At 38.7% G+C, this 23,500-nt stretch carries 20 protein-coding genes; 13 read left to right on the top strand and 7 right to left on the bottom strand.

The features are described 5' to 3' along the window. The first annotated feature begins 267 nt into the window (after positions 1-267). Positions 268-810, top strand: a complete 543-nt coding sequence (gene hslV, locus ACXIUD_RS04160) for an ATP-dependent protease subunit HslV (RefSeq protein WP_458051358.1) — start codon at positions 268-270, stop codon at positions 808-810. A 537-nt stretch (positions 811-1,347) separates the two neighbouring features. Then, positions 1,348-2,526, top strand: a complete 1,179-nt coding sequence (locus tag ACXIUD_RS04155; protein WP_458051357.1) for a DUF4221 family protein — start codon at positions 1,348-1,350, stop codon at positions 2,524-2,526. A gap of 480 nt (positions 2,527-3,006) precedes the next feature. Here the strand turns inward: ACXIUD_RS04155 and typA are convergent, their stop codons facing one another. Further along, positions 3,007-4,812: a translational GTPase TypA gene (typA, locus tag ACXIUD_RS04150; RefSeq protein ID WP_458051356.1), complete on the bottom strand. Its 1,806-nt coding sequence runs from the start codon at positions 4,810-4,812 to the stop codon at positions 3,007-3,009. A gap of 232 nt (positions 4,813-5,044) precedes the next feature. Here typA and ACXIUD_RS04145 point away from each other — a divergent pair, with 232 nt between their 5' ends. From ACXIUD_RS04145 to ACXIUD_RS04125, 5 genes are all read left to right on the top strand, one after another. Beyond that, complete coding sequence (locus ACXIUD_RS04145) at positions 5,045-5,239, top strand: hypothetical protein (protein ID WP_458051355.1); 195 nt, start codon at positions 5,045-5,047, stop codon at positions 5,237-5,239. A gap of 28 nt (positions 5,240-5,267) precedes the next feature. Then, on the top strand, positions 5,268-6,146 hold the full coding sequence (locus tag ACXIUD_RS04140; protein WP_458051354.1) for a hypothetical protein: 879 nt from the start codon (positions 5,268-5,270) through the stop codon (positions 6,144-6,146). A 171-nt stretch (positions 6,147-6,317) separates the two neighbouring features. Beyond that, positions 6,318-7,403, top strand: a complete 1,086-nt coding sequence (locus tag ACXIUD_RS04135; RefSeq protein ID WP_458051353.1) for a DUF4221 family protein — start codon at positions 6,318-6,320, stop codon at positions 7,401-7,403. After that, positions 7,369-8,598, top strand: a complete 1,230-nt coding sequence (locus ACXIUD_RS04130; RefSeq protein ID WP_458051352.1) for a 6-bladed beta-propeller — start codon at positions 7,369-7,371, stop codon at positions 8,596-8,598. Before ACXIUD_RS04135 ends, ACXIUD_RS04130 begins: the two co-directional genes overlap by 35 nt. A gap of 228 nt (positions 8,599-8,826) precedes the next feature. Then, complete coding sequence (locus ACXIUD_RS04125) at positions 8,827-9,021, top strand: hypothetical protein (RefSeq protein WP_458051351.1); 195 nt, start codon at positions 8,827-8,829, stop codon at positions 9,019-9,021. A 151-nt stretch (positions 9,022-9,172) separates the two neighbouring features. Here the strand turns inward: ACXIUD_RS04125 and ACXIUD_RS04120 are convergent, their stop codons facing one another. The 3 genes from ACXIUD_RS04120 to ACXIUD_RS04110 all read right to left on the bottom strand — a co-directional run bounded on the left by ACXIUD_RS04120 (position 9,173) and on the right by ACXIUD_RS04110 (position 15,779). Further along, positions 9,173-10,000: an OmpA family protein gene (locus tag ACXIUD_RS04120; RefSeq protein WP_458051350.1), complete on the bottom strand. Its 828-nt coding sequence runs from the start codon at positions 9,998-10,000 to the stop codon at positions 9,173-9,175. A gap of 199 nt (positions 10,001-10,199) precedes the next feature. Then, positions 10,200-13,412: a S41 family peptidase gene (locus tag ACXIUD_RS04115; protein WP_458051349.1), complete on the bottom strand. Its 3,213-nt coding sequence runs from the start codon at positions 13,410-13,412 to the stop codon at positions 10,200-10,202. Positions 13,413-13,511: 99 nt separating this feature from the next. Beyond that, positions 13,512-15,779, bottom strand: coding sequence for a helix-turn-helix domain-containing protein (locus ACXIUD_RS04110; RefSeq protein ID WP_458051348.1), 2,268 nt, complete (start codon positions 15,777-15,779; stop codon positions 13,512-13,514). 128 nt (positions 15,780-15,907) lie between these two features. On the opposite strand from ACXIUD_RS04110, the gene ACXIUD_RS04105 reads away from it, so the two are divergent. Together ACXIUD_RS04105 and ispG are read left to right on the top strand one after the other, a co-directional pair. Continuing rightward, the gene (locus ACXIUD_RS04105; RefSeq protein WP_458051347.1) at positions 15,908-16,612 is read left to right on the top strand and encodes an SDR family oxidoreductase; all 705 of its coding nucleotides are present in this window, start codon (positions 15,908-15,910) and stop codon (positions 16,610-16,612) included. Positions 16,613-16,616: 4 nt separating this feature from the next. Then, on the top strand, positions 16,617-18,596 hold the full coding sequence (gene ispG, locus ACXIUD_RS04100; RefSeq protein ID WP_458051346.1) for a (E)-4-hydroxy-3-methylbut-2-enyl-diphosphate synthase: 1,980 nt from the start codon (positions 16,617-16,619) through the stop codon (positions 18,594-18,596). Positions 18,597-18,794: 198 nt separating this feature from the next. Here ispG and ACXIUD_RS04095 read toward each other — a convergent pair whose 3' ends face one another. Further along, positions 18,795-18,956 (bottom strand): hypothetical protein, encoded by a 162-nt coding sequence (locus ACXIUD_RS04095; protein ID WP_458051345.1) that lies wholly within the window; start codon positions 18,954-18,956, stop codon positions 18,795-18,797. 2 nt (positions 18,957-18,958) lie between these two features. After that, on the bottom strand, positions 18,959-19,537 hold the full coding sequence (locus tag ACXIUD_RS04090) for a YdeI/OmpD-associated family protein (protein WP_458051344.1): 579 nt from the start codon (positions 19,535-19,537) through the stop codon (positions 18,959-18,961). 191 nt (positions 19,538-19,728) lie between these two features. On the opposite strand from ACXIUD_RS04090, the gene ACXIUD_RS04085 reads away from it, so the two are divergent. The 3 genes from ACXIUD_RS04085 to ACXIUD_RS04075 are packed head-to-tail and all read left to right on the top strand — an operon-like array spanning position 19,729 to position 21,254. Next, positions 19,729-19,923: a DUF6728 family protein gene (locus tag ACXIUD_RS04085; protein WP_189579950.1), complete on the top strand. Its 195-nt coding sequence runs from the start codon at positions 19,729-19,731 to the stop codon at positions 19,921-19,923. Positions 19,924-19,938: 15 nt separating this feature from the next. Beyond that, complete coding sequence (locus ACXIUD_RS04080) at positions 19,939-20,292, top strand: MmcQ/YjbR family DNA-binding protein (protein ID WP_458051343.1); 354 nt, start codon at positions 19,939-19,941, stop codon at positions 20,290-20,292. Further along, positions 20,289-21,254 (top strand): ABC transporter ATP-binding protein, encoded by a 966-nt coding sequence (locus ACXIUD_RS04075; protein ID WP_458051342.1) that lies wholly within the window; start codon positions 20,289-20,291, stop codon positions 21,252-21,254. Before ACXIUD_RS04080 ends, ACXIUD_RS04075 begins: the two co-directional genes overlap by 4 nt. Here ACXIUD_RS04075 and ACXIUD_RS04070 read toward each other — a convergent pair. Next, positions 21,243-21,929, bottom strand: a complete 687-nt coding sequence (locus ACXIUD_RS04070; RefSeq protein WP_458051341.1) for a ComEA family DNA-binding protein — start codon at positions 21,927-21,929, stop codon at positions 21,243-21,245. The two genes, ACXIUD_RS04075 and ACXIUD_RS04070, sit on opposite strands and share 12 nt — an antisense overlap. Positions 21,930-22,152: 223 nt before the next feature. Between ACXIUD_RS04070 and hemA the strand changes: the two genes are divergently transcribed. Next, positions 22,153-23,424, top strand: coding sequence for a glutamyl-tRNA reductase (hemA, locus tag ACXIUD_RS04065; protein ID WP_458051530.1), 1,272 nt, complete (start codon positions 22,153-22,155; stop codon positions 23,422-23,424). Positions 23,425-23,500: the final 76 nt, after the last annotated feature.

Below are 23,500 nucleotides of genomic sequence, written 5' to 3'. Positions count from 1 at the left end.
CAAGTACCATGTACTAAGTACCAAGTAGGGATTCTGGTAGTGGGCATGAGACATAAGACACAAGATACAAGACATAAGACTTGGGGCATGTAGAGAACTCGCCTTTTCCTTTTATTACGCGAATCGTTCACTGCTCATTGTTCGAACTTTGGATAGTGGATTCTCGACCTATCCAGCAAACAATTAATCACTAATCAACCAATTACTAATCAACTAATCAACTAATCACTAAACAACTAATCAACCAATCACTAATCAACTCCCCATATGGAAAAAATAAAATCAACAACCGTCGTAGCGATCAAGCATAATGGAGAAGTGGTCATCGGAGCGGATGGACAGGCGACGATGGGAAATACGGTTGCAAAGAGTTCGGTCAATAAAATCCGAAAATTACAAGGCGGCAAAATCGTCACTGGATTTGCTGGTTCGACTGCTGATGCCTTTACCTTGCTAGAGAAGTTTGAAGAAAAATTGGGGGCCTATGGCAACAATATGAAGCGCGCTGCTGTAGAATTAGCCAAAGAATGGAGAATGGACCGAATGCTGAGCCGTCTAGAAGCAATGATGATTGTGGCGGATTCTCAGGATATATTGATTATTTCAGGTACAGGAGATGTTATTGAGCCTGATATGGAGATCGCAACCATAGGATCAGGAAGTATGTTTGCTCAATCAGCTGCCCGTGCATTGAAGAAATTTGCTCCCCAACTCAGTGCCGAGGAAATGGTACGTGAAAGTTTGGGTATAGCAGCAGATGTCTGCATTTATACCAATCACAATTTGGTGGTCGAAAAAGTAGTCAACTAAACCTCTTTGGAATTTTTCAAAAAGCCTCTCAAATGGAAAATTGAGAGGCTTTTTGTTTTTCTGTTGGGTGCAAAGTGGCAAAAATTCCAAGGGTATTAGAAACTTCGGGGATCAAAAAAAGATCCCTGAAATCTTATTGATTGAGGGGACTACTCCCTTTGGTTTACTACAGAATTTTTGATAAGGTATCTTATTTGTCGCTCCTTAATTCCTTGGTTGTTACTATTTGAACCACTCCATGTTTTTTCGCTGAAGAGGAAGTAAATGTATTTGGTATTTCTGTGCTGTTCCATAAAGGCCTTGTGCTTTTCATTGGCAATTAGGGCTTTCAAATCAACCGTATAGGAAGTATTTTTATCAAGATATTTGTACTTGATATGGTTGGTTTCAACTTCCTCTATTATTACATTTTCGACATCCTCATTAAGGATGATTTTATCTGATTTGCTTGTCCGAAAAAAAGTGTAAAAGAGATTTTTAATTTTGTAATTAAAAAATTAATTAGTTAATTTTAGGTCAATGAAATGTGTGAAAATTATGAATAAATATTTGCTGCTGTGTATTCTCTTGTGCGTTTGCATGTGGGCCTGTTCAGAGAAAGATTCATTTTCTGAAAAGAAAGCTTTTACCAATAGTTTTACTCATCAGGGACAAGTGAAACTAGCAATAGACTCTGTTTCCAATTTTGATTTTACTGAGTTTCAGGTAATTCAAGAAGAGGGTATTGAGATGCTGTTAGTATTGAACAAGGTGAATTTTTCTCTTGATTTTTATGAGTTGGAAACGGGGGAAATGGTCAAAAGAACAGTGATTGTGAGAGATGAGAAGTTTCCTTTACGTCCATTATATGGTTTCTATTATCACAATGCTGATTCGGTTTTTTTATTTAATCAAATGCTATTGAATGGAACTTCCTTGGTGAATGGTCAAGGAGAGGTGGTTACTCAGTATAATCCACAAATAATGGACAGGAGTAATCCCCAGGAAATGATGAAAAGCTTGGTGAACCATTATTCAAGGGCGAATAATATGACAATTTTTGAAGCTGGTAGTTTGTATTTTTCGGACATGACTCTGAATGGCTTTTTGAATTCCGATGAAGATATGAAGGCATTTCGACCAGCTGTCCAAGTTGATTTGCTAAACAATGAAGTCGTGCGAATTGAAAAGATTACTGTTCCAGAATTTTATCATGGTAAAATGTGGCCCATGGGTTTGGGGAATTATTCAAGAATCAGAAAAGGAGATTTATGGATTTATTCTTGGTCTGCTTTAGACTCTTTATTGATATATGATAATGAATGGGAACTTGTAAAATCTGTTAATGCCAAAAGTGAGTTTGCTAAGCCATTGAAGTATTCTGCTGGTTCAGGTGCTCCAAAAGATGTCGAAATCAGAGAAAAAGTATCTCAGACTACTTATAGTTCATTGATCTATGATGCTTATAGGGATGTTTATTACCGATTTGTCACTATTGGTCGAGAAGTTGAAGACTCAGACTTTGAGGAACAGTTTCCTCAAGTCAAAAATGAGTTCAGCGTCATTGTATTGGATAAAGACTTTAATCTGCTCACTGAAAAGCGATTCCCAGGCAAGATTCATAAGCCTTACAATTCTTTTGTAGGTAAAAAAGGACTTTACCTGTCCCGAACCAATTCATTTTACGAAGGGCTCAATGAAGATGAAGTTGTTTTGGATATTTATAGGTTTGATTAATTTAAAGGCTCTTTTTTTGAAGTAACAAAGACCTTCGAGGTCGAAAAGACCTCAAAGGTTAGCAGACTCCACGACCTTTGAGGTTTCAAGAAACCTCGAAGGTTTTACAATTGATTTGCCGTTTCAATCCTCCATTTTATCTAAAAAATCTTTCCAGCTTGACAAGGTATCAGCGCTACGCGCCTCTCTTTTTCTTCCCTTGTACAAATTTCTACGAAGAACTCAGGGCTACGCCCCTCTGTTTTCTCCAATTATATCAATTCCTAAGAAGATTACAGTCTTACGCATCTCTACTTTCTCTTATGGTATCAATTTTTACGAATATTACAGAGCTACGCCCCTAAATGCTAGACACCCCTACCTTTTAATTCGTGTAAATTCGTGCCATTTGTGGCTAAATCTCCAAGGTCAAAAAAAAGACCCCAAAAATCTTCCAACTTCTGAGGTCTCTATCTTGGTACTTCGTACTTGGTACAACAATCAAGAATCTTTCTTCGCCATTCTACTTCTCTCATTCTCATCCAAATAGATTTTTCTCATTCGGATGGATTTAGGAGTGATTTCCAAGTATTCATCCTTTTGGATATATTCCATGGCTTCTTCCAAAGAGAATCTTTTTGGTGGAGCGATTCTGGTATTGTCATCGGAACCGGATGCTCGCATGTTGGTTAATTTTTTACCTTTTTGTACGTTCACCACCAAGTCATTGTCACGGGAGTGTTCACCGATTACCTGACCAGTATATAAGTCGTCTCCTGGCTCAATGAAGAATACACCTCTATCCTGCAATTTATCAATTGCATAAGCTGTACACTGTCCACCTTCCATGGATATCAAGGAACCATTAATTCTGCCTGGAATATTTCCTTTAAAAGGCTCATAAGCAGAGAATCGGTGGTTCATGATCGCTTCCCCTTGAGTAGCTGTCAAAACGTTATTTCTCAAACCAATCAAACCTCTGGAAGGAATTTTGAATTCCAAGTGTTGCAAATCACCTTTCGGCTCCATGATGAGTAATTCACCTTTTCTTTGGGTAGCCAATTCGATTACCTTTCCAGCAGTTTCTTCTGGTACATCTACTACCAAAGTTTCGATAGGTTCACACTGCACACCATCAATTTCTTTGAAGATTACCTGAGGCTGGCCTACCTGTAATTCATAGCCTTCTCTTCTCATAGTCTCAATCAAGACTGACAAGTGAAGAATACCTCTACCGTATACAATAAACTTGTCCTCAGAATCAGTTGACTCCACTCGTAAAGCCAAGTTTTTCTCCATTTCCTTCATCAAACGGTCTCTGATGTGACGGGAAGTCACAAACTTACCTTCTTTACCGAAGAATGGAGAGTTATTGATCGTGAAGAGCATATTCATGGTAGGCTCATCGATGGCAATTCTTGGCAATGGCTCAGGATTTTCCAATGCAGCGATGGTATCACCGATTTCGAAATCTTCTATGCCTGTTACCGCACAAATATCTCCTGCATGTACTTCTGAAACCTTATTTTTACCCAAACCTTCAAATACATGTAATTCTTTTACACGAACTTTTTTGAAAACACCATCCGCCTTGCATAAGGTCAATTGAGCATTTTCAGTGATGGTTCCTCTCTTTACCCTTCCGATAGCGATACGTCCAACGAATGAGGAGTAGTCTAAGGAAGTGATTTGCATTTGCAGTGAACCTTCGTCGATTTTTGGAGCAGGAATATGGTCGATAATAGCATCCAATAATGGAAGGATAGAATCAGTTGGATTTTGCCAATCTGGACCCATCCAGTTTTGTTTGGCAGATCCATATAAGGTCTGGAATTCCAACTGCTCTTCGGTAGCGTCCAAGTTGAACATCAGGTCAAATACCGCCTCATGAACTTCATCTGGCCTACAGTTTGGTTTATCTACCTTGTTTACCACTACGATAGGTGTCAAACCTAGCGCTAGAGCTTTGCCTAATACGAATCTTGTCTGTGGCATGGGGCCTTCGAAAGCATCCACCAAAAGAATAACTCCATCGGCCATTTTCAATACACGCTCTACTTCACCCCCGAAATCGGCGTGACCAGGTGTATCGATGATATTGATTTTATGGTCTTTATATCGTACGGATACGTTTTTGGAAAGGATGGTAATCCCTCTTTCTCTTTCCAAGTCGTTGTTATCCAGGATTAAATCGTCAAACTGTTGGTTTTCACGGAAGATTTTGGAGGCGTGGATAATTTTGTCTACCAAGGTGGTCTTACCGTGGTCAACGTGTGCGATAATCGCGATATTCCGAATATTAAGCATTGTAAAATTGAATTAGGGTGCAAAGGTAAGAAGAAAATTTGGTTTCAACTCGCTAAGTATGCAAAGTGCCTATGATTTAATGATTTGTTTATTTGAGAGGGCTGATGGTACCTGTGTTAAAACCAGTGGTTACAAGACTCGCCGTGCTTAGGGTGTCATTCATTGTTAAATTTGAAATTCTGGTAGAGTTTATGGAAAAATCTGGGGTTGTGTTTTAAAATCAAACTAATTCATGTATTTTAGTTACGTATTTACTTTATTAAATTATTTTGATATGAATGGTTTTGATTTTGTTTCCAAAAGGCTCCCTGATTTTAATCTTTCGCCTTGGATAGATGTCTTTGATTTAAGAAAAGGACAAGTTTTGCTTGCTCAGGGTCAAACTTTGGGGACTTTATTTTATGTGGTTTCAGGTCTTTTGAGATAATTTCATGCTTACTCATTTATTCCAAAAAATGAAAATAACTTACTTCATATATGTTCTGTTAGGCTTGATGGTATCAAGTTTACATGCCCAAACTATTCAATTGGTGGATGAAAAAAATGGGGAATCCCTGTCTTTTCGAAAAGTAACATTTTTGCCAACAAGAGAATTTATAGTGACTGATATTGAGGGTAAATTTAAGTTAACTCCACAAATCATTTCAGACAACCGTGAGGTAATGGTGTCGGGTTTTGCATTGGATGATGTTTTGTTTGAGTTAAATGAAATTAAAAATAGTACAGTTATCAAATTAAGAGTAAAAGAACTGGAACTGGTAGAAATGCTAATGAAGTCTTCACCACTTAAAGCACTTCAGATTGGGGATTCCTCTAAAGACCTTGTTCAGGAAAGCAAATCCCGGAAACTAGTTAGTGAAGACATGAAAACTTTAAACAATCTTTTTTATGGTGTAAAAATTACATTACCAAAATCAAATGAAATTTATTTGTCTAAAGTGAAGTTTCATGTGGGAGAAGCGTTTCATACTCATTCTGTATTAGTCAACTTGAGGCTTTTTGGAGTAGCTAAAAACAAAAATCTTGTAGATTATAAAATTTATAATCCCAATGAATTTACAGAATTAGGATTTGAACCCGTACTAGAAAGTGTAAAAGATGGAGGTTGGAAAGAAATTGTTTTATCAGAACCTCTTAAGATTTCGAGAGAATACAAATATTTGGTGATTATTTTAGAACTTTACGAGGAGTCAGATATTTTCTCAATATCCTATCATCAGCATAAAGATAATAAGATCAAATCAGCCATGTACGCCCCACCGAATACTGTTTATTTTTTTCCTATGAAAGGGAGTTCCCATCATGCTTTTGAAGTGGAGCTTTTGGTGGAATAACCCAACTTAATACTTCTTAAATTTTTAATGTTGCATCACCAAGATTTCATATTGATATATATCTTTGGAAAAAACGAGTTCATATGAAAAAACTATTTATCGCAATTTTTGCATTTCTTCATTTTGGAGCTTTTGCTCTAATTTCTTTTGATTTTAATTAAGCATTTAAACATGAAAACAACTTACATTTTATTATTTATTGGATTGATTTTTGGTTGTAATCATAAACAATTAGATACATTCAAGGAAGTAGAATTTTTAGAAAAGGTAACATTCTCACTCGACTCTGTTACACCAAACTATTTTATTGGTATGGAAGTGTTAAAGGATGCTGATAAGGATTATTTGACCTTTTTAAATAGCTTAACAAATACTATCTACTATTATAATTTACTTGACACTAAATTAGAGAAAAAATTAAATTTTCATGTTGGTGAAATAGGCATCAATAGAGGTGTCATGAATTATCATCATCTAAATACGGATTCAATTTTGGTCTTTGGTACAGGGCTATATTCTTATATCACAGATTACTCAGGAGAAATTATAGATACGTTTCAATTAATTGATTTTGAATTTAGGCAAAGTCCATATTCAAGCTCGGTCAGTCCAGTAATATTTGATGGAAAAGCTTTATATTTTAATTCAATCGTTTGGGGTCAGTATAGTTCAGATTATATGCCATTTATGAAGTATCAACTGAGCTCAAAGAAAATCAATCTGTACGGGAAGTTACCTGAGATTTATCATAATAACGGCGACTGGGGAGCTTTTTCATTTGATTACGCCTATCAAATTCCGGATCTAAAAAATCAAAGAATAATTTATTCATTTCCAGCCTCTAATACGCTATTCTACTACAACCTTTCTGATTCAGAATTTGGTGAAATTCCAACTAGTGAAACTTTTACAAAAATTTCTCCACCGTTTTCTTCAGCAAATTATACAGATGATAGTCCTGATTGGCACTTGACAATGAATAGTAAAGATATGTATGGGAGTTTACTATTTGATAATGTTACAAATAGAGTATTTAGATGGTATAAATACGGTGTTAAATCAAATCAAAAAGATCCGAACAGACCATTGATATTGATTGAATATAGCTATCCTGATTTGACTCCAATGACTTTTTTTAAAATACCCGAAAACGAATACGTCAGTGAAAATTCATTTGTTCATGAGAACAGACTATTTCTTAGATTAAAACAGACATTAGAAGATGAAATTTCTTTCCATAAATTCGATTTGTTTTAAAGTCATTTTTCTTGCTTTTTCAGGGGTTTTCCTAATGTTTTCCTGCAAAGAGAAAGATTTATCAGAGGAGGTAATTTCCATTAATCCATTTCATGCGGAAGAGTCCATCAATCTATCAGAATTTGTGGATTCTGTTTATTATATCAAATTAGAGACAACCAATGAATGTATGATTAGTGAAAGGATAAATAGAATTATTATCAAAGAAAAATATATATATGTCGTCGATGTTGCACAAGCAGTACTTTTTGTGTTTGATAAGCAAGGAAAATTCGTATCAACGCTCGATAAAAGAGGAGATGGGCCTGATCAATATTCATTTTTGAGTCATATTTTCATTGATATTGATGAGGAATACATTGATATTTTAGATGGTAGAGGGGATAAAGGTCGAATTATTAGATATTCAACTAAAAACTTTGAGTTCTTGAATGATCGTCCTCTTTTTATACCTTCAGCTAATTCAGCAAGGAGAGATGGAGATATTTATTATTTCTCAACTCAGCAAATTGATAATATCGTCAATGGGGAAGCCTCCAATGCAGATATTATTGCAGTGAAACATGATGAATTACCAAAAGAAATTTTCAAAAAGAAAATCACAACTGAGGGTAATTATTACTCCTTCAATTCAGAGAGCTTTACCATAAATGATAATGGAGAGCTATTTATTTCATTGATGTTTAATAATACATTCTACAGACTTTCCAATGGAGAGGCTCATGAAGTAGTGACAATTGATTTTGGTAAGTATGGAATCGATAATTCGGTTGGCTTAAGAAATACACAAGCACAAATGGAGTATTTGCAAAAGAATACAGAGGGACTTGCCTCATTTCCGGTATTGCATGTAAACAATGCTAACCTTTTTTTACTTACTTATTTCTTTAAGCAAAACGATTCTGGAAGGCTTCATCATTTCATTGACTTTAAAAGCTCAGGAAGGATATTTCATGTACAAAATATAAAAAACGATCTCACAAACTTTCCTGAAAAAGTGCTGTTGACCTCGTTTCATCCTGTGAATCATGAGGTTTACCATAAAGGAGGATATTTTATAGATATTCTTATTCCTTCTCAAAGTTTTGAAAACAAGAATGAAGAAATTGAATTGGAAGGGGTTGGAATTGTAAAAGCTGAGGATAATCCTGTTATAATGATTATGAAATTGAAAAAAGAGTTTCTGGAGAATTAGACAGGTAGGTATATTTGTATTTTTTTTTACATTAACATTTACAATTCTTTGATTTTGATGTGTATGCGTTTGGTTCTGATATTTTGTTTTGTCTTGGGTTTGATCCACTAAAATACCTTCAATTCCTACTTCGTTGAAAATTCAAGTTTTCTCAACCTTCAATTTTTATCCATCTCCAGAAGCTTTGACGTAAGTATTAGAGGAAATAGAATTAGTAACAGATTATCTGTGATCGGAAATAACCTGTTTTTTATCACTCGATTTACTGGTGCAGACCCTGAACTCCGCTTGCATGGCAGACCTGTGTGGAACGTTGATGACCATGTGGAGACTTTTCATGCATATTACGCTTCAGGTATAGCCGATGCCAATAGTTGGCTACCTGGAAGGTCTTTGATGGTGCAGTTTGAGTTGAATTTTTGAGTAGGGTAGGATATTTTCTATTTTGAACCATGCTCGTAAAGCCGATAAAGTCAAAACAGTTATTTATACTTCAATAAATATGCGTTAATTTTTCCTAGTAAAGTACTTTCCAACATGTAATTGAATGGAGTTATGGTAGATTGATAAGATTTCACCTTACCACCATCTCCACTCTTCTGTTTTTGCTTTTCCCTTCTTCTGAGGTATTCGTAGTGATTGGAGACAGGGAAGATACGCCATATCCTTTTAGTCGAGAAGTAGCAATTTGATAATTATTAATTAGGTAGTCAACAACTGCTTCTGCTCTTTTTTCTGATAATTTTTGATTGTGGTCATAAGTACCTGTGTTGTCTGTATGACCCACTATAAAGACATTTACCTGAGGATTCTCATTTAAATACTTGGCAATTTGCTCCAAGGTTTCCTTGGATTCGGGCTTGATTTCTGATTTGTCTGTATCGAAATAAACTCCATAAAAAGTAGCTTTTCCATTGGCTTTCATTTCTTTGGCGATATCTTCAGCAGAAAGGACAATGTATTGGTTCATCGCTTCCTCTTTAACTGTGCTCACCGAGAAAGTTCCGCTTTGATCACTTTGAACCTGTATCCACCAGGTATCTCCCCCTGATTTTAAAGTAAGAAAGATGACAGATTTTGATTCATGGATGACTGACCCTCCTTTGGAAGCTACTGCTTGGATGTAATTTTGGAAAATCATAGCATTGGAAGGTCTTTTTTCCCATTCTCCATCGAAGGTATAATAGGTCTTCAAGAAATAACCAGCTTTTTCATACTGTATCCAAGTCCCATCTCTATCAGTATAGTCCAACTTCAATTTATCAAACTCTTTTTCCTCACATCCGGATATGCTGTGATTGGGTAGCATATTGAAAAGTGGATGTGGGTTACATGGTGATTGGGGAAAGGTTTGCTGCGCAACCATTACTACAAAAATTGCAGTAAATAAAAACTTAGCCATGAATCAAATATTAGAAATTGTTTATTAATGAGTTCGAATATATAAAAAATTAAAGAATAGTTTTGATTTGTATATGCAAAAATGACTCTTATTTTAAAATGTTGTAATCGATATGTATGATTAAGATAGAAATTATTAAAACTTAAAATGAGCTGGGAAATGTTCCCAGCTCATTTTACAATAGTTTCACTATATTTTACTAATTATTCCTAAACGACTTGTCAGGATACGCCGGAGGACTTGGTACGGGTCTAGGGTCTTTTTTGTCCAACTCCTTCAAATGCTCGATTGCGGCTTCTAACTGAGCATCTTTTCCTTCAAAGGTCGCTTTGGGTAGGTTGATCACTTCGATGTCTGGAATAAATCCTTCTCCCTCAATCAACCATTCTCCTTCTTCTCCATACACACCCATCATCGGGGCACGGGCTACGCCGTTATCGGATAAAGTATTAACGCCCGAAAGCCACACTTCACCTCCCCAAGTACGTGCACCGATGCTTTGGCCTAGTTCAAGTCTTCGGAAACCTTCTGCGAAAGCCTCACCATCCGAAGCAGTGAACTCATCCACAAGCAATACCAAATGACCTCTAAAGGCATATTGCATATTCCAGTAAGGTTCCCCTTCCCGGTTTTTCCAGTAGAAGAAGGCTTCACGCATCAAGCGGGAGAGTATAAAACTGTCGATATTTCCTCCTCTGTTATGTCTGACATCGATGACCAGGCCTTGTTTTTTGAATTGAGGATAGAAGTCTCGGAACCATTGGTTGACATCGCTTTCGCCCATCGCGCGCAGGTGAACATAGCCAAACGCACCATCAGAAGCTTTCTCCACTTCCAGTCGACGGGTATATTCCCAGTCATTGTAGCGCAAGTTAGATTCTGCACGGGCATTCATTGGAATGAGGATTTTGTCTTCTAGAACTGCACCTGTTTTACTTTTTAATGACAGACGAATTTGTTTACCTGCTTTATCCCTTAAGAAGTAATTCAAATCCAGAGCCTCAGCTACCGCTTGACCATCTACATGGGTAATGACAGTTCCAGCTGGAATATCAATGTCTGGATGCGCCAATGGAGATTGCTCATCGGGATAGTCAGGATCGGTTTGATAAATGTAATCGATTTGAAATCCTTTCAATGCTTCGTTTTTAGAAAGTCTGGCACCAAGCAAGCCCATGGTCACTTGGTCTTGTCCTCTTCTCAGGTCACCACCACCCACACTGGCATGCAATACACTTAACTCACCGATCAACTCTCCCATGACATCTGAGAGTTCTGCCCGGGTAGTTACACGCTTGGCCAATGGTAAGTATTTTTCATACATCTTGTCCCAGTTGACTCCGTGCATATTCGGGTCATAGTAATAGTCCCGCTCCATTCTCCAAGCATCGGTATACAACTGAATCCAATCCTCTCTTGGGTCGATGGAGAAATTCCATTTGCTCAAATCCAATTTGAATTCGGCTAAATTGGAAATAGGGGAGGTCTTGAGTTCTACCACATGATGCGTACTGCCTACAGTCACTAGCATGAATTGATTGTTGGCGGAAGTGACAAATCTCCTGACATTGTCGATAAAGGTCTTTGGTTCTACTTTCGAACTGATGGCAGTCATGGTAATGTTATTTCTACCATCATCGTTGACATCGTTCAGGTAATAAAGTGCTTTGTCGGTCACGACTAAATTACGGTAATTGCCAGCAGGTATAGGTACTTCTCGAAGACGTTGCATCAAACCATCTTCTTCAATGACCACTTTCACTGGACCTTCTGCCTTTTTCTCTTCTTTTTTCAATTCATGGTTGAAATGGAAAGGAGAGACTAATCCTTTTTTTAGTGAGATGTGATAAATTTTCATCTGCTTGTGCCAGTAAGGCTCTGGCTGACGGGTACCCCACGGAGAACCAACCTTGGTTTGGAAGTTTCTATCGGATAAAAAGTACAGCCAATTGCCATCTGGACTCCACTGAGGGCTTGTACTGTTGGCCCGGTCCGAGGTCATGGCAATGCGCTTGCCTGTAGCAAATTCATAAGCGAAAATCTGATTAAAGGTATTAGAGGCTGACTGAGAAAATGCTAACCATTGACTGTCAGGAGACCAAGCCATAGCTCCACTGATGCCCTCACGGTTGGTAGAGGCTTTCACTTGCTTTCCTGTAGAAAGCTCCAAAATCCATAAATCTCTGTTCAAATCAGTGAAAGCAAGTTTTTTTCCATCAGGGGAAGGTTTCAGATTGAAGCGTAACGTTACTCCATCTTTGGTCAACTGTTTACCTTGATCCATCCCTTTACTATCGTATTGATGAATTTCAAATTCACCACTTTCATCCGAGAAGACATAAATATTTTTTCCATCGGGAGAAAAAACGGCATCTCGCATCCGTACCCCATCTTTTCTATCCAATCGAACAATCCTCCCATCTTTGGCAGGAAGCACAAAACTTCTTCCTCTTGCGGTCAAAGCTACTTGCAGTCCATCGTTGCTAACCGAAATGCCTGTGATGTAAGATTCTGGATTATTAATCCATTTTTCCCGCATTTGCTCAAAATCTGAACTCAGTTGAATAGCAAGTTGCTTATCTGTATTGTTGCTGAGGTTCATGACATGGATATCTGCACCTACTCTGTACACTAGGGAATTGCCATGCAGGGCAAATTCACGCACATCATAAGATTCTTGTTTGGTATGTTGGCGAAGATCTGCTCCATCCGGGGCCATGGACCATACATTTTGGATGCCATCTCGGGAAGAAATAAAATACACTCTTCCCTGATGATAGGTAGGATGGTGGTCTTCACCTTTATAATCTTTGGTCAATTTGATGGCCTCGGGGGTATTTTCTGTGTACTTCCAAACTTGACGTGCAGTGCCTCCTTCGTAGCGTTTGGTGACATTGTTATGAAAGGTGGGTCGTACAAAAAAGTAGGTGCTGCCATCTTCTGTAAAGCTTCCTTCCGCAGCCATTTCTAAGGGAAGAATGGAGCGCTCTCCTGTCTGAATGTTGACAGTAACTGTTTGTAAGCGGGGTAAAGTGGCGTATTGATTGGTGGTGTAAGCTACTACTTCTGCCGTTTTCCAAGCCGTTGGAATGGAGGCGGCTGTTTCATAGGTCAATCTTCTAGGTAGGCCACCGTCTATTGGGATGATGTACAGTTCGGTAGGGCCTTCATAGGAAGCCGCATAGGCAACCCATTTTCCATCCGGAGATATTTTTGGATGGGATTCTTCTCCATGGTGGGTGGTGAGACGGGTGGCTTTCCCTCCATTGGTAGATACTTTCCAAAGGTCCCCCTCCGAAACAAAGACGATGAGTTCTCCATGAATATCAGGATGCATGTAGTAGCCCATGTCTTGAGCGCTCACATTTCCAACAAGAAATAAGGCACAGACAAATTTCAATAACAGTTTCATATCAAGCTTGAGATTTCAATTACAAGCTTTCAAGATACTTCTTCCTAGTTTGTCCTGCAAAAGCATTGGGATAAAGCTCCAAAAAACGATTTAAAGTCTTTATTCCTTCGGATTGATGTGGGCCAATACCATTTTCAAACTCCCGTAATCGTACATGCCAGGATATTCTTTTCTGATTTGGGCTAGGTCGAATTGATGCATGACAATTACTTTTCGGAGCTCGTCAATATATTCGGGTGAAAAATGCTGGGCAATATCAATCCTGCCCTCCGTAATCCCTTTTGCTAGATGGCTCTTGATCGTAGATTCTGCCAACCCTCTCATTTCTGCTATTTGGAGAAATGTAAGCCCCTCATCGTGTAAAGCATAGGTGATTTCATAAGTTTCTCCCTTGGCTTTCTTCAGGTTAGGACCATCCTCTTTTTTCTTTCTTCCTGTTTTGTTTTTACCAAATTTAGGATTAGCCAGCGCTTCTTCTTTAGCCTTGGTACGCATATCCTTGGTTTGATTGCTGAGCTCACGGGAGAAATTTTCCATTTTGGGAATTTCTTCTCCATTGATGATGCAGGCCACTAAGGTCTTGGTACGGGCGATTTCCAACAATTTTCTGAAAATAAGCAGGTCAACCTCTCCTAATTTTTCAAGGTATTGCTTGGTTTGACTGAATCGCTCTACTTCGGCCATGTGCTTGTACAAAGCCTTCAGTGCTTCGAGCAAAAAGTTCTGGTAATAAGCACTTCCTTTTTCTAAGCGCTCAGAAAGTTGATCTATTTGTTGATGGTGTCCAAGATAGACCAATTGACGCTGGAATTTGAAGGTGTTTTCTGACTCCGTAGCCATCCATGCCAGCAATTGAGGGATAGCTAGATTCATTTCCTCGTCCTCAAATGCTAAACTGCTATCTGAGTCTTTTTGAAACTCTTGGATTCCTAAGATGATTTCGTAAAAATTGAAGGTTTTTTCCAAAAGGGTTAGCATGTAGTCCTGCTGTCCTTTGGATAATAAGCTGTCTAAGGGCTCCTGGCTTTCGGTACTTTTGGTAAACTGACTGGCTTCTGGGTCCGAAGAAATCACCGTGGGCTGGATTTTGGTGCGTAGAATCAAGCCATCCAAACTCCGCAATCTGGAAAGAGCCACATACACCTGTCCCGGAGCAAAAGCCTGGCCTACGTCGATGATGGCTTTATCAAAGGTCAAACCTTGACTTTTATGTACCGTTACGGCCCAAGCCAGTTTGATAGGGAACTGCTGAAAGGTACCAATAACCTCTTCTTGGATTTCTTTGGTATCTTCTTGGACTGCATAGCGCTTATTTTCCCATACTTCCCTACTCAGATGATACGTCATATAGGTATCGCTCATTTTTACTTCAATTCCATCTTCCTCAAACCCTGTAACGGTTGCCATTTTTCCATTGTAATACCGCCCCTCACCACTCGTATCGTTTTTGATAAACATAATTTGAGCACCTACTTTCAATTCTAGCGTATAGGGAACAGGGTAGAGGGATTCAGGGAAGTCTTTTTCGACCACCGCTTCAAAAAACTGAGATTTCCCGGGCAAGGCATCCAATTCCTTCCGGTTTTGTTGGTCAGCTTTGTAATTGTGGGTAGTGATGGTGATGACTTCTTTTTCGCTCTCGATTTCTGCTTCGGTCTTGAAAAAACGATTCAAAAAGTCCACATCGGATCGCTCAATTTTATTGAGTCTCAGTTTGTTGAGAATATCTATGAAAGTCTGGTCCTTTTGGCGGAAAATTTTATCCAATTCGATGTAAATCATGCCAGAGTTGCGTAAGGCCAGTGCTTCAAAAAAGTGCATGCCCTTATAAAACTGACCCAACACAGCCCATTCATCGTTTTTCACGATAGGAGGAAGCTGAAATAAGTCCCCAATCATCAGCACCTGCACGCCACCGAAAGGTTCATCGAAATTTTGCTTGAGGCTTTTCATGCGGTAATCGATGGCATCCAAAATATCTGCTCGCAGCATGGACACTTCATCGATGATGATCAGGTCTACCGAGCGCAGTACTTTTCTCCGTGCACCATTCAAGGTATGTCTCCTGCCCAAGGTAAATTGGGAATAGAAATTTCCTGACTGAGAAAAATTTCCCTCTGGTTCACGACTAGGAATAAAGGAACCAAAGGGCAATAAAAACTGGGAGTGGATAGTTACTCCCTTGGCATTCAAGGCAGCGATGCCTGTTGGTGCTACGATGATGAAGTTTTTGTGCGTGATGCTGGTAAGCTTGCGTAAAAAGGTAGTCTTGCCTGTTCCTGCCTTTCCTGTGAGGAAAATAGGTCGGTTGGTGCTGTTGACAAACTGTGCAGCAATCTCAATTTTATCGGTCAATTCAAATTCCATGCACTAAAATTAAACAATAGGGTTGGGATGAGTCGGGAAATAAACGTTTAAATGTGGGAAGTTTTTAAAAAAATGTAACTTTGTCTCTCGAAGATAGTTGTTATACTAACTATTAAAGCACTAATCAAATGTCTCAATCAATTCTCGTCACAGGTGGTACCAAAGGCATAGGCCGCGCCATCATTGAGCGATTTGCCCGAGAGGGTTACGATGTCTATACCTGTGCAAGAAATGCTGCTGATTTGGCAGTTATGCAACAGGAATTTTCCGAAAAGTATCCTTCTATAAGACTTTTTACCATGAAGGCTGATTTATCAAACATGGATGAGGTGAAGGCTTTTGCAGAGGCAGTAAAAGCAGAGGTTATTCCGGATATTTTGGTAAATAATACGGGTGTATTTCTTCCTGGATCCATTTACAATGAGCCAGAAGGAAATTTAGAGTTGATGATGCAGACCAATCTATTTTCAGCATACCATCTAACGAGGGCTTTTGCCAATGAAATGATTGCGCGGAAATCGGGACATATTTTTTCCATCGGGTCAATTGCTGGAATTACAGCTTATGCCAACGGTGGTTCTTATGCCATTTCCAAGTGGGCTATGTTGGGTTTTACCAAGTGTTTACGTCAAGAATTAAAAGATTTTAATATACGAGTGACTTCGATACTTCCTGGAGCGACTTATACAGCGAGCTGGGAAGGCGTGGAGTTGCCAGTGGAGCGATTTATGAAAGCAGAGGATGTAGCGGAGGCTGTGTGGGGAGCGTATAACCTTTCTGCTTTTTCAGTAGTTGAAGAAATGATTATCAGACCTCAATTAGGAGACTTATAAACCTATGCACACCAAGGACCTTTTAGAAAGCATCAAGTATTGCAATAGCCTGACGCAGTACTCGCGAAGAAAAACTATTCCAGTTAAAGTAGGGGATGTCATCATTGGTGGGGATAATCCCATCGTGGTCCAATCCATGACTACCGTAGACACCATGGATACCATGGGATCTGTTGAACAGTGTATTCGCATGATTGAAGCTGGTTGTCAATTGATTCGAATTACAGCACCGAGCATCAAAGAAGCTGAAAATCTCCGTGAAATCCGAAAAGAGTTGCGTAATCGAGGATATCAAACTCCTTTGGTAGCTGATATTCACTTTACTCCAAATGCTGCTGAAATTGCAGCTAAGATTGTGGAGAAAGTCCGTATCAATCCCGGTAACTATGCCGATAAAAAGAAATTTGAGGTAATCGAATATACGGATGAAAGCTATCAAGAAGAATTAGACAGAATCCGTGAACGCTTTTTGCCATTGGTGAAAATCTGTAAAGAACATGGCACCGCCATGCGGATTGGAACCAATCATGGATCCTTATCGGATAGAATCATGAGCCGCTATGGCGATACACCCCTTGGGATGGTGGAGTCGGCTTTGGAGTTCTTGCGAATATGTGAAGATGAAAATTTCCACGACATCGTCATTTCCATGAAGTCATCCAATACACAGGTGATGGTGCAGGCCTATCGTTTGTTAGTTCAAAAGCTGGAAGAAGGAGGTTTTAAACCGTATCCTTTGCATTTGGGTGTGACGGAGGCGGGTGATGGAGAAGATGGTAGAATCAAGTCGGCTGTTGGTATAGGTGCGCTGTTGGAAGACGGGTTGGGAGATACTGTGCGTGTATCGTTGACGGAGGATCCTGAGTTTGAACCACCGGTGGCACAGGCTTTGGTGGATCGCTATAATGAAAGATCCAGTCATGCTCCAATTCCATCGATCAAAAACTACCCCATCACACCTTTTGAATACAATAAACGGGAGAGTTTAGAAGTATTCAATTTTGGTGGAGGTAATGTACCTCGAGTGATTACTGACATTTCCATTATGCCATCGATTACTGAAAAGGAAGTGAAGGCAGTCGGGCATTTTTACTTACCAGAATTGGACAAGTGGAAAATGAACGATCAAGGAGCAGATTATGTGTACTCGGGGAAAAATCCGATTCCTTTCATGCTACCAAATGGTATGAAGGAAATTCAAGATTATGCTGTATGGAAATCTGTGGAGGATAAAACGAATAAATTTCCTCTTTTTACACTCGGAGAGTTCAAACAAGCGGAGGAAGCGCACTACGGGTTGAATTTCTTGAAAATCAATGATACTTCTGTAGAGGAGGCTATTCCACTCCTAGAAGATCGAAAGGACATAGTTTTGATATTGAGTAGTGATAATTCCCATAATTTACCGGCACTCCGACGAGCTTTTGTTAGTATCATGGAACATCACTTAATGATCCCTGTAGTTGTCAAGGTGGATTATCCGATACAACCTAGTGATAAAACCATGTTGCATGCAGCAACAGATGTTGGTGGATTATTGATTGACGGATTGGGAGAAGGTATCTGGATTAGTGCCGATGCCTATAAGGAGGCTGAGCGCACAGAAAAAGAAGCCCAAATCAAATTGCACAATTCCATAAGTTTCGGCGTACTCCAAGCGGCACGAACCCGAATGTCCAAGACCGAGTATATTTCTTGTCCGTCTTGTGGTCGAACGCTTTTTGATTTGCAGGAAACCACGGCAATGATTCGTAAAAGAACAGATCATCTGAAAGGCGTAAAAATTGGTATCATGGGCTGTATTGTCAATGGTCCGGGCGAAATGGCCGATGCGGACTATGGATATGTAGGCTCTGGAAAAGGAAAAATCACGCTTTATAAAGGGAAGGAAGTGATGAAAAAGTCTGTTCCTTCCGAGAAAGCTGTAGATGAATTGATTGAAATCATCCGAAAGGATGGGATGTGGATTGAACCGGAGGTGTAATCGGCATATCTCCTACGAATTACCGGGATTTTCTTTACTAGTCTTTTCTGATAAATTAAAGAGGATTTCTCAAAAGTTGTCTTTTAGTATTTATTCAAAGCTTGTTTGATTATACAATTGGTTTGTTTTTGTGTCTTGGAGACTTTGTGGCAATTCGAGATTAGTTGGTAGCTACTAAGTCGCTAAGGCACAAAAAAATTAACCAAACTCCGCAACGACAAACCCTAAGATTTTATCGAAAGCATATTCCTGTTCCTTAGATTTCGTTGCAAACAGGGTATCAATACCCTTGTTGACACCACTTTGCCATTTATTGTCTAGTAGTAGGGTGCGTTCACATGTGGGGCATTTCCAGCTCATGTTCAGCTTCCCTTTAATTTTTCTCCTTTAGCTGAGAGCTCTGCAAGCTGTTGAATTCTTGCAGCTCGGGTTTTTTCGGTTTTTGCCAATTTCACCCATCGTAGGACAAATCGCTTGCTGGAGTCATTGATCGTGTGAAAAAAGGCCTCCGCCCCGTCAAATTGCTTTAAGGCATTCAGCAAATCTTCTGGAACGATTAAATTATCCACATCATCCATGAAATCCCACAAACCTGCTTGCTTGGAAAGTTTGATGGATCTCAATCCTGCCTCGGTCATCTTACCTTCTTCGATGAGTTTTGCAGCCCGATCCTTGTAGCTTTTTGCCCAATGTTCTATCCGTCGGGGCGAAATCAGTTGCATGGTTCTGTCTTCGTCCAACTTTCTTCGGATGCCATCGATCCACCCAAAGCAAAGTAGTTCGTTCAGAACATCGGATGTGGAAAGGTATTTTTCCGGAACTGATTTTTTAAAAGTAACCAACCAAACACTCGCTTCTTGTTGGTGATGCTGAGTAAGCCAATCTCTTAAGCCCTCTTGGGAGCTGACTTCTATTTTTTGGAAATTGTCTGTTTGAATCATGAACTACTTGACTTTAGATTTTTTAAAGTCTTAAAACGTATAAGCATTTCATACAAAGAATTGTTTTTCTTGCTACGCTGCGATTCATATGTAGTACATTTGTATCGAAAGAATTATGCTAGCGATGAAACATATGTATAGATAACTGTGTTTTCTTACAAAGTATAGCAACAATCAAAATCAGCAATCCCATGGCAAATAGTAGAGTGAAAGAGTTTTTCAAACTAGGAGAAGTAGGCAATTATTTTATCAGGATGTTTCAAAAACCTGATCCATCCAAGCCAAGTAATTTTAACCTTCGTATGATGCATGGAATTAATAAAATTTCCATTTTGATGTTTTTAGGTGCACTGATTATTATATTTATCAGGAAAGTCATTCTGTAACTAGCTTAAAACTCATTGGACATAGTTTATTTTAGAGAATATTGCCTCAATAAAAAGGGTGCGACCGAAGATACACCCTTCGATGTAAATACGCTATGTTTTAAAGTTGCTGGAAAAATATTTGCGATTATTGATATCGAGCTTTTTGAATCAGTCAATTTAAAATGTGAACCAGAGCATGCCATTGTTCTCAGGGAACAATTTACAGACATCCTGCCAGGTTATCATATGAGTAAAAAACATTGGAATACAGTATTTTTTAATAAATCCGTATCGGATAAAAAAATCTTAGAGTTGGTTGACCACTCTTATGATCAAGTGGTCAAATCACTTCCCAAAAAACTCCAACTAGAGCTTTCTTATCCATGAGTTTTCTTAAAATTCAACATGTAAAAAAAGATTACCACAATCAGAAGGGTGTCATCAAGGATTTTTCCTTAGAAGTAGAAAAGTCATCCTTATTGGCCTTGATTGGAGAAAGCGGTTCTGGTAAATCTACGCTATTGAAAATGATTGCTGGCTTGGAAAACAAGGATGCAGGAGAAATCATGGTAGGGGAATTAAAGGTAGCCAATCCCTCAGAGCGTTTGGTGCCGGGGTACGATGAAGTACAGCTGGTGTATCAGGATTATAAGCTTTATCCTAATGCCACTGTAGAGGAAAATATCGCAAGGCCGCTGTTGCTTTATGACAAAGCTTATCGTGAAAAGCGCGTGAAGTTTTTGTTGAAGTTGTTGAAGCTCGAGCCATTTAAGGATAAATTACCACGCAATCTTTCAGGAGGGCAGCAACAAAAAGTAGCTATAGGGCGAGCGCTTAGTTTGGAGCCTGAATTGATTTTATTAGATGAACCTTTTTCAAGCTTGGATACCATCCAACGCAGAGAGCTGTTAGTTGAGTTAAAGAGCATGTTTCGGGAATTGGGAGTAACGGTAGTTTTTGTTACTCATGATTTAGATGATGCCTTGCAATTAACTGACCAATTGGTATTGATAAAAAATGGAAAATTGATACAACGAGGGAGTGCTGCGGAGATTTTTAAGTTTCCAGCCGATAAATACGCAGCTCACTTATTCAGTCATTTGAATCCAATTCCTGACAATAAAGGTGCCTATATTCGACCATCAGACGTACGCTTATTCAAAACAAAAGGGATGAAAGTAAAGGTCATTGATGTGCAGTATTTGATTCATTATAATCAGTTGTTTGTAGCCTTAGCCGATGGGACGCAGTGGCGTTTAGAAGATCAGTCTAGGAGATTTTCAAAAGGTGATTCTGTTTTCTTACAGTGGGATGATGCTGCTATTTTGAATTTTCCCTTAAAACTCTAAGTATGGTCTCACTTTTTCTACCCAATCTTCTGTAAAAATTTTCACCTTCATTAGGTCTTCAGGTTGTTGATAGGGGCCATGCTGTGTTCGGAAGGCTACGATGACTTTTGCAGCGCCGTAGGTAATGTAAGGATGATTAGCTAAGGTAGAGGCATCCCATTCGTTGATGGCTACTTTACGGTATATGCCAGGTGAAAATTCAAAGTAATCAAAAACCCTTTCCATGACTTCCGGACTCATGCCAAATACATCTAAAAGTTGCTCTTTTTCCCACATGCCACCAAGCCCTTCTCTGAATTTCACAATCCTTCCCGCCATAGTTTGCCCTATTCCAGGCACTATTTGAAGCACGATAGAGTCGGCCTCATTAAAATCTAATTTGTTGAAAGTAGCAGCAGTCCTAGGTCTTGGAGAAGAAGTTGATCTCTTAGAGCTATCTTGTGTTGATATATTAACATCTTTTGGAGAAACCGTAAACCCTGCATGTACAAGGCTGTCTATGGTCTGTTGATAAGTTTGATAATCTACTTCGCTTGATTGGAGGATGTAGTGATCGTAAATTTTAGGAATGGAATAAAGCGCAATTAATAGTGGCAAAACCAAAACAAAGCCTTGAGATTCCCGTTTGGAAAATCCTAGATAGGTTTTAAGCCAAAAAAACAAGTTGTTTTTCATAAAATGAGAAGTTCAAAATCAGATCACCCTTCATTGCTCGAATCTATGAGGCATAAGTTAATACAATTGGAATAATTTTACAATTTTCACCAATTTTGTATTCCGAAACAGAATTTATGAAAAGGAATAATTATTTAGACGAATTATAAATTATGTAATACGATACTCTCGGTTTTCCTCTCTCATCTTTCTGATATAAATTTGTATGTTAAAAGTAGATCAAATGTCCAATAAGTTTAGAGCTATTAGTTTATCACATAAGAGTGCCCCTGTACAGATAAGAGAGGTCATTGCTTTGGATGAACGTTCTATTCATTCGCTTTTGGTTAAATTCAAAGAGTTTTTCAGTATCCAGGATATCTTGATATTATCTACTTGTAATCGTACAGAGGTTTACTACTCCCATGATTTGGATCTAAGTACAGAGATAATTAAGCTCATTGGCTTAGAAAAGGGATTGACCAATATTGTTGACTATCAGCATTATTTCAAAGTAATGAATGATGATCAAGGTGCTATCAATCATTTATTCAGGGTATCCATGGGTTTGGAAGCACAGGTCGTTGGAGATCAACAAATTGCCAGTCAAGTGAAGAAAGCCTATCAGTTTTCTGCAGATTTGGACATGGCAGGTCCTTTTTTACATCGTTTGATGCACTCTGTGTTTTTTACTAGTAAGCGAGTGGTACAAGAGACGGCTTTCCGCGATGGTGCTGCTTCGGTATCCTATGCTGCGGTTGAATTAATAGAAGAGATAACTTCCAACACGTATCAGCCAAGAGTTTTGCTCATAGGGGTAGGAGAGATTGGTGAGGATGTTGCACGAAATATGGTGCATATTCCCGAGGCTAAAGTTACCATTACGAATAGAACTTTTGAAAAAGCTAAGGCATTGGCTGATGAATTGGGTTTTGAAGTAGTGCCTTTTGAAAAATGCTTTGATTATGTGCAGGAAGCTGATGTTATCGTATGCTCCATTATGAAGTCGGAGCCATTCATTACCAAAGCATTGGTTCAGTCCTTGGAAATACCAAGTTACAAGTTGTTTGTAGACCTATCAGTGCCTAGAAGTATAGAAACATCTATTGAAGAGGTCCCAGGTGCATTGTTGTACAATGTGGACAATATTAGAAGTAAAGCATCGGCTACCTTGGAAAAACGCTTGGCTGCCATTCCAATGGTAGAACAGATAATTGAGGAATCTATTCTTGACTTTTTTAATTGGAAAAAAGAAATGATGGTATTCCCAACCATCAATAAATTGAAAAATGCTTTGGAGCAGATCAGGCAAGAAGAATTGTCTCGATACTTGAAAAATGTAGACGAAAAAGAGGCTGCTATCATAGAAAAAATTACTAAAAGCATGATGCAGAAGATTTTGAAAGTACCTGTGGTACAATTAAGAGCTGCATGTCAACGAGATGATGCTGACCAAATGATTGATATTATTACAGATTTATTTGATTTGGAAAAAGTCTCAGATGAGAAAAAATAAACCGGAGCTTCTCCGGTTTTTTTATTGAAATCCCACGCCAATCTTGTTTCTTTACTTTTTAATTAGAAGAAGAATT

The organism is Mongoliitalea sp. (genome assembly GCF_054166905.1).
This window is presented reverse-complemented; position numbering and strand designations above follow the sequence as displayed.